Genomic DNA, 15,328 nt, shown 5'->3' on the forward strand with positions numbered 1-15,328 from the left:
CATGTATCCAGCTCTTGCTAAAGTTGCCTCGTCATAAGGTTGTCTCACAGAATCCAAGTTTAGAATGTAGTCGTCAGTCTTTGTATAAAACAATAAAACGCTATGTCCACGATTAAAGATTCGTTGATTAGGAGCTGCAGGTCTTGCATAACACCACACAATCTCATTCCTAAAATTCTCCCTCCCAAAAATCTCATCCATTATGAGTTTCACATAATGCACCATTCTGTAATCCAAATGCACATAGATTGAGCCATCGTTAGCCAAAAACTCTTTCATCAAAACAAGCCTTTCATACATGTAGTTGAGATAAGAGGCTATTCTCTCCTCTGATGTTCTCCCGCCCCACATGTCTCTGTAGGCAAGCTCTTCCATGATGGATGGGCTCTTTACGATCTCGTTCTTTGACATCAAATCCTTCCAGGACTCTGGCATCGGAACTTTAAAGGAGAAATCTGCACCCGTAGCAAAAGGTGGATCAATGTAGATGAGTTTAATCTTTCCTCTCAGATTGATAGTTTCCCCGTTTATCTTAATCCCCTGAAGCAATGAAGACATTGCCAGTTTATTGTCTCCCCAGATGAGTAGGTTTTTCCAGTTCTTGGGGTAATCTTTAGGCCAGTTCTCTTCAGGGAATAGTGGAAGTGAGCTTTTCTTATCAATCCCTAAAAGTTCAATTCTTTGAAAAGGCAAAGGCGTTTTCTCTACTTCCCTAACCTTACCATAATTCTTGTCAACACTTTCCTTCGTGAATTCCTTTTCCCTTTTTCCATCCCATATAAGTTCAACCCATCCAGTCATTTTAAATCCTCCCATTACGAATGATGTCGCCTAACTCGTTCATATACGCAATACGGATATCCTTCCAATTTGAAGGTACATACACAGTATTGCGTATATGCATACGTCTGGATGCAATCATGCTTGTTCCTTTTTAAAAATTGTATCATGTGGACTTTTTATGTTCACTATATTTGCCTTGCTAACATGGGTGTAAATTTCTGTCGTTTTGCTGCTCTTATGCCCAAGCATCTCCTGTATGTACCTTAAATCTACCCCACTTTCCAGAAGATGCGTTGCAAAAGAATGTCTTAAAGAATGGGCTGAGATGTCCTTTTTAATCTCTGCTTTTGCACACGCATGCTTGAAAATTGCGTGAACGGTCCTTATTGATGTGTGTTCCCCAGGTTTTGATCTCTCAAAAAGCCATTTTTTCGGCTTGTATTGGGCATAATACTCCCTCAAAACAACCATAACATTTTGAGATAAAATTATGTAACGATCCTTTCTTCCCTTGCTCCCTTTTATGTGAATTGAGCCTCTTTCTGAATCTATATTTTTTGGTCTGAACCTCACAATTTCCCCAACTCGCAACCCACCAAAATACATGAGTATCAAAGTAGCTTTGTGTTTCCTTCCCACGTCATCTTACTTGCCCGTGCGATGGAGAAAGGTAATGGGTAGATTTCTCTTTTTTTAGACCCTTTGCATACATTTTGGTTCTTGAATCCAGAAGAACCCACAATAATGATTTTAGCACCCTTTGAGCCTTGCAAATTTATTATCCTTTAATTTCAACAATAATGGTATACTCAAAGAGAAAAAAAATCAAGTTTTCTTCAAAAACTTCTCTTTTTCATGGCAAATAGAGGTTCGAACTTCATTATCATCCAGAATAGGAGAAAGAGATAGTTTTATTCTTCCTTCTCCCTTGTGCAGACAAGTTGGGAAGATACTTTGAAAGAGTTTTAAACAGCCATCAAAATGGCTCCGTGGAGGGTTTAAACCCCCGATCCGCCTCAGACAGATTAACAGCCAGGTGCTTTTTTAAAACCCATAATAAAACAAAAACACTCCCCGGGAGGGTCTCGAACCCCCAACCCCCTGGTTAACAGCCAGGTGCTCTGCCTATTGAGCTACCGAGGAGTGTTATATATATATTTTATTTCAACCGAATCAGACAGTCAAGAACTCATACAAGACCAAGAGCCTTTTTGAGTTCATTCTCCAGTTCTTTTCTTACCTCTGCATTTTCTTTCAAAAAGAGCCTGGCCTTTTCTCTGCCCTGCCCCAGCTGAATGTCTTTGAAGCTGTACCAAGTCCCACTCCTCTTTATTAACCCATGCTCAAGCCCCCAATCAATCAGCTCACCTTCATAAGAAATGCCTTCACCGTAAATAATGTCAAATTCCGTACTTTTGTAAGGTGGAGAAAGTTTATTTTTTACTATGCGAACTTTAACCCTGTTACCAATGATGTCTTCACCCTGCTTAATGGTTGCAATCTTTCTGATCTCAATTCTCATCGACGCGTGAAACTTTAAAGCAAGTCCGCCGGGTGTGGTCTCCGGATTACCAAAGCCGAAACCCGTCTGAATCTGCTGTCTTATCTGGTTGATAAAGATGGCACAGGTCTTTGATTTGCTCAAAACCCCAACAAGTTTCCTCATCGCTTTGGACATTAACCTCGCCTGAAGTCCAACCTGAGCATCTCCCATTTCACCTTCGATTTCCGCTCTCGGAACCAGCGCCGCTACCGAATCAATTACCACAAGGTCTATGGCATTGCTTCTCACCAGCATCTCAACGATTTCAAGGGCTTGCTCCCCTGTATCTGGCTGCGATAATATTAAATCGTCCACATCAACACCGAGAGCCTTGGCATAAGTAGGATCAAGGGCATGCTCCGCATCTATAAAAGCTGCCTTACCTCCAAACTTGTGCGTTTCTGCAATTGCATGGAGAGCCAAAGTCGTTTTACCTGATGCCTCTGGCCCATAAATTTCAATGACTCTCCCCCGTGGATAACCCCCTACTCCTGTTATTATATTAAGGCCAAAAGAACCCGTCGGAATAGCCTCTACCTTTATTTGCGTTGCTTCGCCCAGTTTCATTATAGAACCCGGGCCGTATTGCTTCTCTATCTGTTTGAGCGTCGCTTCAAGCATCCGCTCCCTTTCAAGATCTTTGTTTTCTCCTGCCATATCTCTCACCTCTTTAAACCTTAGGCGGGGTTACTCCCTTCTGCCCCTGATATTTCCCTTTTCTATCCTTATATGATACAGTACAAAGCTCGTCCGATTCAATAAATATAAGTTGCGCAATTCCCTCGTTGGCATAAATTTTCGCAGGTAGTGGTGTGGTATTAGAAATCTCTATGGTCAGATGTCCCTCCCATTCAGGCTCGAGAGGAGTTATGTTAACCACGATTCCGCACCTTGCATAGGTACTCTTTCCAAGGCATATCCCAATCACATTTCGGGGTATGCGAAAATATTCAAGACTTCGTGCAAGGCAGAAGGAATTGGGAGGAATTATGCATTCAAGACCTTTGATTTCCACAAAAGATCTGGGGTCAAAATTTTTCGGATCAACTACCGTTTGATAAACATCGGTAAAAACCCTGAATTCATCGGCAATTCGGATGTCATAACCATAAGAAGAGAGACCATAAGAAATTACGCCACTCGTAACGAGTTTTTCTTCAAAGGGTTCAATCATCTTGTATTTTAAAGCCATTTCCTTTATCCACCGATCAGACTTTACCGGCATAACACCCCCTATTCACACTTTGAATAACCACAATCAATGCAAAGATAGCAACCTTCTTGGTAAATCAGCCTTCCACCACATTCAGGGCAAATATCATACTGTTTTTCGCCCTCTTCTGTTTTCTTTACCTTTCTGTGAAGGTCAAGAATGGGCTTCAGCGTAGGGCTTGTGGGGATCAGTTCCAACTGTACTCCCCTTTCCAGATACTTTTCAATTGCTTTGGCTATTGCATCGGGAACCGAGTAAACTACTTCGCCATTTTCCTGCCTTACAGGTGTGGAACTCTTTATACCTTTTAGCTGTTTTACAACTTCGCTAACGGGGACACCAGAACGGAGGGCAAGAGAAATCAACCTGCCAATGGCTTCAGTAAAGGCCATCGTCTGTGAGCCGGACTTTCCGAGGTAAATGAAGACCTCAAAGATCCCGTACTCATCTTCGTTGATGGTAATGTAGCAGTTTCCAAGGTCCGTCATCATTTTTATAGTCCTGCCTTTGGTGACTTCTGGCCGCGGTCTCGGGGTTGTGAAAGGAGGCCTCTTCGTTTCCGTGGTCTCCTTTGCAACCTTAATTACCTGTTCTTCCCTGGAACCATCTCTATAAACGGTAAGTCCCTTAAGTCCCATGTAGTAGGCTTCTCTATAAACTCTCGCAACGTCTTCCACAGTGGCGCTGTTCGGCATATTAATGGTTTTAGAAACCGCGTTATCCACGTACTTCTGGAAGGCAGCCTGAATCCTCAAATGCTGCATGGGTTCAATATCAAAGGTAGTATCAAAAAGCTTCCTTATAGACTCCGGAATCCCCTTAAAGTCTTTTATACTCCTTGAACCTGCAACCTCTTCCATTAACTCTTTAGAGTAGAAACCAAGAGCCTTTGCGGACCTTTCAAAGTGAGAATTTATGTAAAGTAAATTTTCACCTCCAAGAACCGTTTTGGTATACGCAAGTGAAAACAGAGGTTCAATACCGGATGAGCAATCAGCAATCATGGAAATGGAACCTGTTGGAGCTATGGTAGTAAGGGTAGCATTACGCATTGGGTGTTTATAAATACTTTTATCAATATTTGGGAAGGAGCCTTTGTATTCAGCAAGTTCCATTGACTTCTTGGTTGCTTCCTCTTGTATAAACTTCATTACCTCTTCGGCAACCTTTATCGCATCCTGCGAAGAATAAGGAACTCCCAATTGAAGCAGCATGTCCGCAAAACCCATTACCCCAAGCCCTACCTTTCTATTGGACAAGGTCATCTGCTTAATCTCCTCAAAGGGGAAATAGTTTACATCAATAACGTTGTCAAGGAAGTGGACGCTAAGGTGAACGATTTCCCTTAACTTCTCCCAATCAATTTTTTTAAGGGCCTCTTCTGCACTATTGATTTTCCCTTCTTCATATGCAGGTTTACCTTTAACGAACTTAGAAAGATTAATGGAACCAAGATTACAGGATTCGTAAGGAAGAAGCGGCTGTTCACCACAGTTATGTACGTAAAATCCATTTCCATCGAAAGCGTTTATACCAGGCACCTGAACATCATAAACCTCTTCATAACCATCCGGTTTTATCTCTTCAACAGTTGCTACAAAAGATTCTTCTCTTGGACGACCCTCATACAAACGCAGCGCATATTCTAACTTCATAGCCCTCTCATTATCGCTGAAACCAATTTTCTCAGAAAACATTAAGAGGTTATCGCCTGATATAGCAAGTTCATATTGTGGCCTTATAACGTAAAGCGACTTACCGCCTTTACCGTCGGACAACCCATTAAATCCAGCATTCCTCTTTACATAAATTTTGCTTACAATCCCGAGCCTGAGCAACATCCTTTGAACAGTTTTAAGAAGTTCCAAATTGGTGTGAGAGAGTCTTACACTAACGCCTTTCTTACCACTTACCTGGACGCTGCCACAGGTGTCATAAAGACCCCTCAAAAACCCTCTATACCCATCGGACGATGCCCTTTCAATGGTGTTCGTTATGATGCTATTCCCTTGCCTTATACCAAATTTCTCAGCCAGTTCTCTCAAGTAGGGAAGTTTTAATCTAAATTCGTTCTTAACCTTCACTTTTGTCCAACCTTTATGATCTGAGCAATGGGGCGTTTCTATTACATAAGAAAAGGTATTAGCCATAACTTTAACGCTTTCAAGTTCTTCTTCACCATCCACCCAAGCGGAAAGCATTTTAGATTCGTCTTTAATTACTCCATCGCCTACGAGGAACCCTAATAAATACCCTTCATTCTCTGTAAGTTCACCTTCCCAATAGTTAAAGGCCCTATGATTATGGAGAACCACCTTGTCACCCGGTTTTAAATCCTGAGCTGAAACCCATTCAAAGATCCTACGACTTTTACCAATTTTAGTAACCTTCAAAACCTTATGGTCTGGAGTCAGCCTTAAGCTGTAGCCTTCTTTTGTTTGCAATCTAAGGACAGGTTTTATTCCTGTGCTAAAGAATCCTTTACCAGTGGTCTCGTACAACGTTCCATTCACAACCACAACAAAGGGTTTACCTATGAGGTCCTTTACCTGATAGGGTCCGTCAGCTGTCATAACCCACGTATCTGCGGTGACACAAGGATTGGTGGATTCTATCTCGCCGGCACCGGGAACGGGATGCTTTTTGTTGATGGTATCGATAAAAATAACGCCGGGTTCTCCATTTTTCCAAGCATAGTAAACCATTTTATCAAAAATTTCTTTACTACTGAGCTTCCCCACCACCTCTTTGTTTCTCGGATTTATAAGCTCGTACTCCTCTCCCTTTTCCAGTGCTTGCATAAACCTGTCTGTTACCGCAACGGAAATATTGAAATTCGCCAGTTCGCCCTCTTTGGCTTTAGCTTCAATAAAATCCAGAATGTCCGGGTGATCAACCCTCAATATACCCATATTGGCGCCTCTGCGCCTTCCTCCCTGTTTGACAGCCTCCGTTGCCTCGTTAAAAACTTTCATAAAGGAAACGGGACCGCTGGCCACTCCACCGGTACTTTTAACAATGTCATTTCTCGGCCTCAGTCTTGAAAAGGAGAAGCCCGTTCCACCACCTGTTTTGTGGATAAGTGCAGTCTTCTTGATCGCTTCGAAAATCTCTTCCATAGAGTCTCCCACGGGAAGAACAAAACAGGCACTCAATTGGCCAAGGGAGGTTCCTGCATTCATCAAAGTAGGAGAATTGGGGAGAAAGTAAAACTGAGTCATTATTTCGTAAAACTTTTCCTCCAATTCCTCTACAGTGAATGGGCTTTTCGGATAGTTCTTCTCCGCTTCGCTTATTGCTTTCGCCACCCTTCGGAACATCCCTTCAGGGGTTTCAACTATCTCACCGTTTTCATTTTTCAAAAGATAACGTTTCTGTAACACTTTCAGAGCATTTTCACTTAAAGATAGTTCTCCCATATAACTTCCCCCTAATTTAAAAATTGTTCAAGGTATAACTCAAGAGTATCGCTATCAAAAACCTTTTTCATATAAACTGGACCCGTGTCGGGAGCCAGTGCGATGAAAGCAAAAATACTTTGCTTTTCCTCTATATTGCCCTTTTTCAACGTGGCATTGATATTATATATGAGATTTATCCTCTCCCCCGTCCCCTTTGTAATTTGCGAGCTAAAAATTCTTGTGTACCGAAAAGTATCACCCAGGACAACCATCTGACTCACAGTATCGGTAAAAAACTCGTTTTTCAGGATGGGTTGATAAAACAACAAAAGGTCTGTTTTATCGAAAATTACTTCATCGCCATTTATAAACCTGGTATACTCGTAAACCAGGGTCAAAAGGTCTGGGCTTTTTTTATAATACTCCAAATCGCCAAGCATTTCAATTTGAATCAGATTAAAAGACGGTGAAACTTCTGTATCCCGCAAAACCTCCCTTACCACAACAAGGCTATCGGGAGTTCTATAAACCCACTTCATTCCCTCTCTTGCAGGGAAGTAGTCAATGTAAAGCTGGTCAATAACGCCGTTATACCTGGTACAAGAAAACATCAACAATAATAAAACAATCTTTAACTTTTTCATGTGAAAATTTTAAATGGAACTTTGAAAAGTGTAAAGTGAGCGGTTAAAACCCTGTAAAACTTCGTGAAGCGCAATTATATCAGTTATTTAATCGCTTTTGTCTAAACCTGCATTAAAGAATATAATTTTCCAATGCTCGTAAGTGGTTTCACCTATATTAGAAACGCGGTTAAATACGATTTCCCCATTGTTGAAGCTATATCCTCTCTTCTTCCTTTAGTTGATGAATTCATAGTCAACGTTATTGAATCTGAGGACGAAACTTTAGAACTTGTAAAAAGCATCAAGGACCCAAAAGTAAAAATCATAACAACGCCCTGGTTTGAAGAACTGAGGGGTGGTGGTAAACCTCAGGTCCTTTTTGCCAGCAGAGCTATGATGGAATGCAAATCCCCGTGGTGCTTTTATCTACAGGGGGATGAAGTTGTCCACGAGAAATATCTGGATTACATAAGATCTGCCCTCACCGACTACCTTGAAGATGAGCGAGTTGAAGGATTTACCTTAAAATACAAACACTTCTACGGGAACTATTCCCTATACCATGAAGGTGAAGATTGGGTTAGAAACGAAATTAGGATTGTAAGAAATGACCCAACAATCGTTCCATACAAAGATTCCCACAGCTTCCGGAAAAATGGGAGAAAACTGAATGTAATCTCACTCGATGCCTATATATACCATTACGGTTGGGCAAGGAGGAAAAGTGTTTTAAAGGATAAATTAGTGGAGCAGGCTCGCTGGCACTGGAAGGATGACAACATCATAAAGGAAAAGTTTGCGGAGAAGGATTTGGAAGAACTTATGCAACACAAAGACTCCCTTCATTTTTTCAAAGGGACCCATCCAAAGGTTATGGTGGAAAGGATAAACAGGCAGGTGGCAGACAATGACTTTGTCTTACCGATCAAAGAGGAATATTTGAAAAGGAAGTTTAAATGGGAAATAAGGGATTTTATTGCAAACTTGAGCGAAAAACTTACAAGGAGAAGATTAGGTGAATATGAAAACTTTAAAAGGATTGGCTACTACCACCCTTTCCCGGGAGAGCATTAATGATATTTTAACCTACGGAGCTCTTCTTTTCCCTTTTCTACCGAACGCTTATAGAACCTTTTACATCATCATTGCAACCATTGCAGTTATCATTGATTACCCGTTGCTTCTAAGAAAAGAAAACCTGCCCCTTTATATCTTTTTGATGCTTTCTATTGTAACCTCCCTCTTCTCACCCATGCCCCTTAAGGCAATTCTAAAAACAAAGGGTATAGTATTTGACCTTATCATACCTTTCGTCTTCTTCGCTTTTTCAAAGCAATTAAAAAGGGATGATTTACTGAAAAAGCTCTCGTATTTTGTAATTTTTTTCACATTCTTAGCCCTTCTAACTCATTTTCTATACCCTCGAGGTTGGCACTTTTTTAACCGCCAAAGTGCATTAGTGGGATTTATGGGGGGAAAACTCACCTACGCAGGTGTGATTTCCTTTCTTTTCCCTCTGATAATTTTCCAAGAAAGTGTCAAGATAAAAAAACTTATTCCCTCTTTTCTGGCAGCCGCCTTAGTTCTTACAAGCCTTGCCATCAACAACTCTCGGAGCTACTACTTGGGAATAGCTGCCTTTATACTCCTCTTTATTCTTTTCGCAAAACCTTATTTAAAAGTGATTTATCTACTCTTACTTTTAACACTCGCCTCAACAGTGCTTTTAAATCAAAGAAGTTACGAATATTTAAAAAGAAGTGCCCCTACCGAAAAAAATATGAGTCCCTATTTGCGAATCCAAATGTGGAAAACAGGCCTTAATATATTCAAGGCAAAACCCTTAACAGGTATAGGGTATGAGCTCTGGGGAGAAGAAAAGGTGAGGGAAGTCTACCTGAAGAAGTACGGCACGCCCAAACTTAAAGAGATTCTTGAAAAAAATCCTGATACCAGAAAACCAGTCAGTGGTCACGTTCACAGCAACTACATCATGGCCCTCGTAAACGGTGGAATTTTGCTCTTTATAGGATATCTTTTTATCTTCATCTTTTATGGGTCCCTTTTCTTGAGGTCAAAAAATATATTTGGCCTTTACGGCATTGGCCTTCTTTTAATAATGCTTATTGCTGGCACTTTTGAATATAGTTTCAGCGACGCGGAGGTCATTCAGACCTTCGCTTTTTCCTTAGGGCTTCTATTAAACAGGGCAAAGAACGATGAGAGTAATCATAAGAACTCCTAACTGGCTTGGTGACGCGGTCTTCAACCTTCCTTTTATTTTAGCCGTTTCAAAAAAGGAAAAGGTAACCGTCGTATCTAAAGAACACCTTAAAGAACTATTCTGGGGATTTCCCACCATTTCCTTCAAATCCAACGGTGAACTCTACAAAAAACATTTAAAAATCAGAAAAAAGTATGATTACTACATCATTACGCCCATTTCGTTCTCTTCTGCCTTGGCGGCTTACCTTTCCAAAGCACCGGAAAGAATCGGATTTTCCTTTGATGCAAGAGACTTCCTGCTCACTAAGAGAATCAAGATTCCCCGGGAGTGGAAAGAACGCCACACCACAGAGACCTATGCCATGCTGTATCAAGAACTCGTTAATAAAGATGAAGTCAAATTTGAACTGGAAATACCTGAAAAATACAGGTTATCCGCGTTAGAAATTTTGAGAGGTGCAGCTCTATTAGAGGAACCTTTCGTCTGCTTTTCGCCCTTTGCCAAATTTGGGAGGGCCAAGGAATGGGGTGAAGAAAATTTCATTGAACTCGCAAATATTCTTGCAAAGCGTGGTGTTAAATCGGTAATCCTGGGAAGCAAAGGCGACGTGGAAAGATCAAGAATTTTTAATGGCATAAATTTCGTAAATTTGACAGGTAAAACTTCCTTATGGGAAGCGGCAGAAATTGCCAGGAATAGTTTAGCCTTTATCGGAGGTGATTCGGGGCTTACCCACCTCTCTGCCATTGTAGGTGCAAGGACTATTGCAATCTTCGGGCCCACCCCCGTTTCCTGGACAAGCCCTATAGGCAAAGATGTAACTATTTTTTACAAAAAATTAATCTGCTCCCCCTGTGAAAAAAGGGAATGTCCCTTAAAAACAAAAGAATGCATGAAATCAGTGAAACCAGGCGAAGTGTTTGAAGTTATAAAGCAGAGACTTTAAAATTTTGCACAAAGGAGGCAAGTCCCGCTGGAATTCTGGTTTCAGAAAATTTGTGCGGAGGGATAAAATGGCAAAACAACTCAAAAAAATACTACTTGTCCTTGCTGTTTTAGCAGGGATCGCTAAGGCCGACTCCTTTGACGCAGGAGTTCCGTTCCTCATGATCTTCCCCTCTCCAAGAGCGACGGGGATGGCTGCCGCATTTTCAACCATAGCTGACGACCCATCTGCAACCTACTATAACCCTGCTGGATTGGGATTCGTGCACAAAGGAGAGGTTATGGTGGTTCATACGCCCTGGCTTCGCGGACTTGCTCCAGATATGTACCACGAATTTACCGCTTTTACTTATCCATTACCTTTGGGAACTATTGGAGGAAATATCATTTTCCTCTACTACGGTAAAATTGAAGGGGTCTCAGAGGATGTATACTTAGGGTCATGGGCACCCTACGACTTTCAATTACAGCTATCTTACGGGTACAAAATTAACGACAACTTAAGTGTAGGCGGCAATATAAAGTTTATCCACAGTTTTTTAGCGCCGGAAGACGTTCTGTACCAGGCTACTGGAATTGAGGGTGGAGGAAGCGGTACAACTTTTGCCTTGGGTGCAGGTCTCCTCTACAGAAAACCATTCACAATGGGAAACAATAACCCGGAATTTCGTTATTCATTATTTTTTGATAACTTTGGACCAGGACTTGTGCTCACTTCCACTGGCGAAAAAGACCCATTACCGTACCATGTGAAAACCGGTATTGCTTTAGTACCTCTAAATATTAAAAATCACAAACTCACCTTGGCTCTTGAACTAACAAAAATACTCGTCAATATAACAAGCGATTACAAAGATAAAGGAATCAGTTATGTACTTGACGACGCTTGGAAACATGCAGGTTTAGAATACACCCTTTTTAATTTAGCCTCCTTGAGATTTGGCTACTTCCTCGACCAGCTTGGTGCGCGAAAGGGTATAACCTTTGGTTTCGGTATCAAATTCAAGGGGTTCAGCATTGATGTTTCCGACGACCACTATATTTATAGCTTCAAGCAGGGCCTAAATGTGCGCTATGGCCTGAGTTATGCTTTCAAGTTCTAAAAAATTAAGAAAATATTTAACATTAGTCTTTTTTGCCTTTCTTTCCTGCACCTCAAAGAAGCAGGAAGGGATAGTTTTTTGGCATGCCATGGGAGGACCCCTTGGCGATGCCCTGAAAACTATAGTAAACTGGTACTCTCAAAGCAATCCTCCCATAACCCTCGTTAATCTTGGAAACTACAACACCCTTTCCCAGAAAATTATGGGTGCGGTAGCCTCTAATAAACCTCCAACTGCCTCTCAACTCTACGAATCTTGGGCTTCAGAGCTTCTATCTGCTAAAAAAATAACCCCCATACAAAATTATTTAAGCCTAATTGACTCTACTAAACTGAAAAATGTTTTTGAGGTTTTGATTACCGGAAACAAGTGGGGAGACACATTGGTGACCTTTCCATTCAACAAAAGCGTTCCTGTTTTTTACTACAATATAGACCTCTTCGAAAAGTATGGAATCAAAAAATTTCCACAAACTTGGGATGAATTCAGAGAAGTTGCAAAAAAACTCACCATTGATGAAAACGGAGATGGCCAACCCGAAATCTACGGCACTGCCTTTACCATTGACGTATGGATCTTTGCCACAATCCTCTATCAAAAAGGTGGCAGGCTTCTTGAAGGCGACTCCGTAATGTTTGATTCACGTGAAGGAATTGAAGCCTTGACATTCTTGCAGGATCTCATCTTCAAGGATAAATGTGCCTACCTCGGGACCGGCTATTCCCACCAGGATGATTTTGCAAATGGAAGAGTGGCTATGATATGGGGGACAATCGTTTCCTATGCTTTTATGAAAGATAAAATCAATTTTCGCCTTGGTGTAGCACCCGTTCCGATTGACAAATACAAAACCGTTATCATTTCTGGCACAAACGTCGGCATCTTTGAAAATGTCCCTGAAAGCTACAAAGAGAACTTTATTAATTTCCTCAACTTTTTCCTCGAAGATAGCGTTCAAGCTTACTGGTCATCGAAAACAGGATATATACCATTGACAAAAAGCGCTTTCAACCATCCCACTCTCAAGAATTTTGTGGAATCGGTGACAGGCCTTAAAGAAGCGATGTTGCAAGTTGAATACGGTGATTATGAACCCAGGGTCCCGGTGTGGTTTACAGGAAGAAGGATATTGTCAGAAGAAGGAATCGAACCCGCTTTGCGAGGACACGCAAAACCAGAAGAAAGCCTCAAAAGGGCAGCTGATTTAATTAGACAAGAAATAGCCCGTAGGAAATCCTACCAAATATATAGGCATTCTCACAAGTGACTTAACTTTTCACCAGAATAAGTTTATTATTATCATATGTCTTTAGACGAAGCAAGAGTAGATGACATTGTAGTTGTTAAAGGTATTAATGCGGGGCATAGAGCTTTAAGACGGTTGGTTAGTTTGGGAATTAATATAGGAGACAAAGTAAGAATTTTACATTTTGCCCCATTCGGGGGGGCTATTCTTGTTGAAGACCTTAATACAGGGATTAAAGTGGCTCTAGGCAGGGGCCTGGCGAGAAAAATTATCGTCGAACATGCAAAAAACAATTAGGATAGCTCTTGTCGGACAGCCGAATTGCGGGAAAAGCACATTTTTCAATCAGCTGGTAGGTTACAAAGCCCAAACCTCTAACTTTCCCGGTACTACTGTCGAATTTCTTACCGCAGAGGTGGTCTACGAAGGCATAAAACTCATTATTACAGACCTCCCAGGGATTTACTCTCTCCTTGGAGAAGAACCTGCAGAAAGGGTTACCCTGAAATATTTGCTAGAAAATCCCGTGGATGTGATCATCAATATCTTAGATAGCTCCGTTATCTCTAGAAGCCTTGAGCTTACGATCGAACTATCAACTCTCGGCATACCAATGGTTCTTGTGCTAAACATGATGGATGAGGCAGAGAAAAAAGGTATAAAAATTGACACGAAAAGGTTGGAGAAAATTCTTGGAATCGATGTGGTTCCAACGGTAGCCACACAGGGGAAAGGGGTCGACCAGGCTATTAAAAGCGTTTTTAACCCAAAGAAACCCTTAAAATTGCTTAAAATAGAACTTGGCCCTGAAGCCGAAGAAGTAATCAAAGATGCAGCAGATAAAATCAAAAATCTTTATCCCACATTAAATTATGATGCCTGCAAAATCCTGGTTATCGCTGATGCAGATGGGCAACTGGGAATACTCAAAAAAGAAGAGGCTGAAAAAATAAGAAATTCACTGTCTTCTTTGTTTAAAATTGACTCACCCTGGCTTCTAATTCATCAGGAAAAACACAAATTGGCTATGGAAATCTTTGAAAACTGCACAAAAATAACCCATGTGAAGAAGCAAAAATTTATCGACTACAAACTTGACTACATTGTGATGAATAGCTACGCGGGGCCTTTAATTGCTTTTCTCACCTTAATCGGCATTTTTTTCCTCGTTCAAAAACTCGGTGGATTTTTAGGAGAGATATTTGCTATACCCTTCGACAGGTTCACTCAAATAATTGAACTTACAACCTGGAATGAATTTCTGAAAACAATACTTAAGTCTGTCGTTGATGGTTTGAATAGTGGAATAGGGATAGTATTTCCCTATTTTATTCCCTTCGTTTTTCTTTTATCAATCCTTGAGGACATAGGCTACCTCTCGAGGCTGGCTTTTGTTCTAGACCATTTTCTACACCGGATTGGACTTCACGGAAAAAGTGTGGTTCCGTTTGTTCTTGGCTATGGCTGCAATGTACCTGCAATCTTTTCTACCAGAATTATTGAAAGTGAACGTGAAAGGGTTACTACAGCTTTTCTAATCCCCTTTATCCCCTGTTCGGCGAGACTCGCTATAATATTTGCCCTTGCCAACATGTTTATAGGCTTTAAATTTACCTTTGCCCTCTTTGTCCTTAACATATTCGTTATCGCAATTCTTGCTAAAATAGCGAGCCTTTTCTATAAATCCGAGGTTACCGACTTTATATTAGAAATACCTCCCTATCGCATTCCAACAGTAAAAGGTACGTTTAGTAAAGTGTGGTACAAACTAAAAGACTTTATTTTATTTGCCTGGCCAGTCATAGTATTGGGAAGTCTAGTTTTAAGTTTGATGCAATTCTTCGGGATCGATTCCATCGTTAACAGGGCTTTTTCACCTCTCGTTCACGGGGTTCTTGGAATTAACAAAAATCTGGGGGTTGTCTTAATTTTTGGCATTTTAAGGAAGGAACTGGCACTAATAATGGCTTCTGAAGCTCTTAAAGTGCCAATTGATATGTTGAATACCGTTATGACAAAAAAAGAACTCATAGTTTTCACTACTTTTGTTACTTTTTACACTCCCTGCCTGTCCACGATTCTGGCACTATGGAAAGAAATCGGATTAACGAAAACCCTTATTCAAATAGCAGTTAGTCTAATCCTGGCTTCTCTTCTTGGTATTTTAATGGGTGTATTTTTCTAAGATTGACCCCTTTTTCCTATAATTTCCATTATAGCAGTGGCTGCTTCTTCAATAGA

13 protein-coding genes and 1 tRNA gene are annotated in these 15,328 nt (G+C 40.9%); 7 read left to right on the plus strand and 7 right to left on the minus strand.

Going from position 1 to position 15,328, the window contains the following annotated elements; genetic code table 11:
- The 7 genes from QMD82_03970 to QMD82_04000 form a co-directional block, all read right to left on the minus strand.
- Window positions 1-801 (minus strand): site-specific DNA-methyltransferase (locus QMD82_03970; GenBank protein MDI6851078.1); only part of this gene is annotated, 801 nt, incomplete at its 3' end.
- A 117-nt stretch (window positions 802-918) separates the two neighbouring features.
- Entirely contained in the window at window positions 919-1,422 is a 504-nt protein-coding gene (locus QMD82_03975; protein MDI6851079.1) for a tyrosine-type recombinase/integrase, read from the minus strand.
- A 431-nt stretch (window positions 1,423-1,853) separates the two neighbouring features.
- Window positions 1,854-1,926: transfer RNA gene (locus QMD82_03980), tRNA-Asn, on the minus strand.
- A gap of 46 nt (window positions 1,927-1,972) precedes the next feature.
- Window positions 1,973-2,983: a recombinase RecA gene (gene recA, locus QMD82_03985; protein MDI6851080.1), complete on the minus strand. Its 1,011-nt coding sequence runs from the start codon at window positions 2,981-2,983 to the stop codon at window positions 1,973-1,975.
- Between the two features lie 13 nt (window positions 2,984-2,996).
- On the minus strand, window positions 2,997-3,551 hold the full coding sequence (gene dcd, locus QMD82_03990) for a dCTP deaminase (protein MDI6851081.1): 555 nt from the start codon (window positions 3,549-3,551) through the stop codon (window positions 2,997-2,999).
- An 8-nt stretch (window positions 3,552-3,559) separates the two neighbouring features.
- Window positions 3,560-6,958 carry a ribonucleotide reductase N-terminal alpha domain-containing protein gene (locus QMD82_03995; GenBank protein ID MDI6851082.1) on the minus strand — a complete coding sequence of 1,133 codons (3,399 nt, stop codon included), beginning with the start codon at window positions 6,956-6,958 and terminating at the stop codon, window positions 3,560-3,562.
- Window positions 6,959-6,969: 11 nt separating this feature from the next.
- Window positions 6,970-7,584 (minus strand): hypothetical protein, encoded by a 615-nt coding sequence (locus QMD82_04000; protein ID MDI6851083.1) that lies wholly within the window; start codon window positions 7,582-7,584, stop codon window positions 6,970-6,972.
- A gap of 132 nt (window positions 7,585-7,716) precedes the next feature.
- Here QMD82_04000 and QMD82_04005 point away from each other — a divergent pair, with 132 nt between their 5' ends.
- The 7 genes from QMD82_04005 (at window position 7,717) to feoB (ending at window position 15,272) form a co-directional block, all read left to right on the plus strand.
- Entirely contained in the window at window positions 7,717-8,640 is a 924-nt protein-coding gene (locus QMD82_04005; GenBank protein ID MDI6851084.1) for a glycosyltransferase family 2 protein, read from the plus strand.
- On the plus strand, window positions 8,588-9,811 hold the full coding sequence (locus tag QMD82_04010; GenBank protein ID MDI6851085.1) for an O-antigen ligase family protein: 1,224 nt from the start codon (window positions 8,588-8,590) through the stop codon (window positions 9,809-9,811). Before QMD82_04005 ends, QMD82_04010 begins: the two co-directional genes overlap by 53 nt.
- Entirely contained in the window at window positions 9,786-10,739 is a 954-nt protein-coding gene (gene waaF, locus QMD82_04015; GenBank protein ID MDI6851086.1) for a lipopolysaccharide heptosyltransferase II, read from the plus strand. The genes QMD82_04010 and waaF overlap by 26 nt, the downstream gene beginning before the upstream one ends.
- Window positions 10,740-10,806: 67 nt before the next feature.
- The gene (locus QMD82_04020; GenBank protein MDI6851087.1) at window positions 10,807-11,841 is read left to right on the plus strand and encodes a PorV/PorQ family protein; all 1,035 of its coding nucleotides are present in this window, start codon (window positions 10,807-10,809) and stop codon (window positions 11,839-11,841) included.
- Entirely contained in the window at window positions 11,825-13,108 is a 1,284-nt protein-coding gene (locus tag QMD82_04025) for an ABC transporter substrate-binding protein (GenBank protein ID MDI6851088.1), read from the plus strand. The genes QMD82_04020 and QMD82_04025 overlap by 17 nt, the downstream gene beginning before the upstream one ends.
- 36 nt (window positions 13,109-13,144) lie before the next feature.
- Window positions 13,145-13,384 (plus strand): FeoA family protein, encoded by a 240-nt coding sequence (locus QMD82_04030; protein MDI6851089.1) that lies wholly within the window; start codon window positions 13,145-13,147, stop codon window positions 13,382-13,384.
- Entirely contained in the window at window positions 13,368-15,272 is a 1,905-nt protein-coding gene (gene feoB, locus QMD82_04035) for a ferrous iron transport protein B (protein ID MDI6851090.1), read from the plus strand. Before QMD82_04030 ends, feoB begins: the two co-directional genes overlap by 17 nt.
- Window positions 15,273-15,328 lie beyond the last annotated feature (56 nt).

The organism is bacterium, assembly GCA_030019025.1.
GTDB lineage: Bacteria > Hydrothermota > Hydrothermia > UBA1063 > UBA1063 > UBA1063.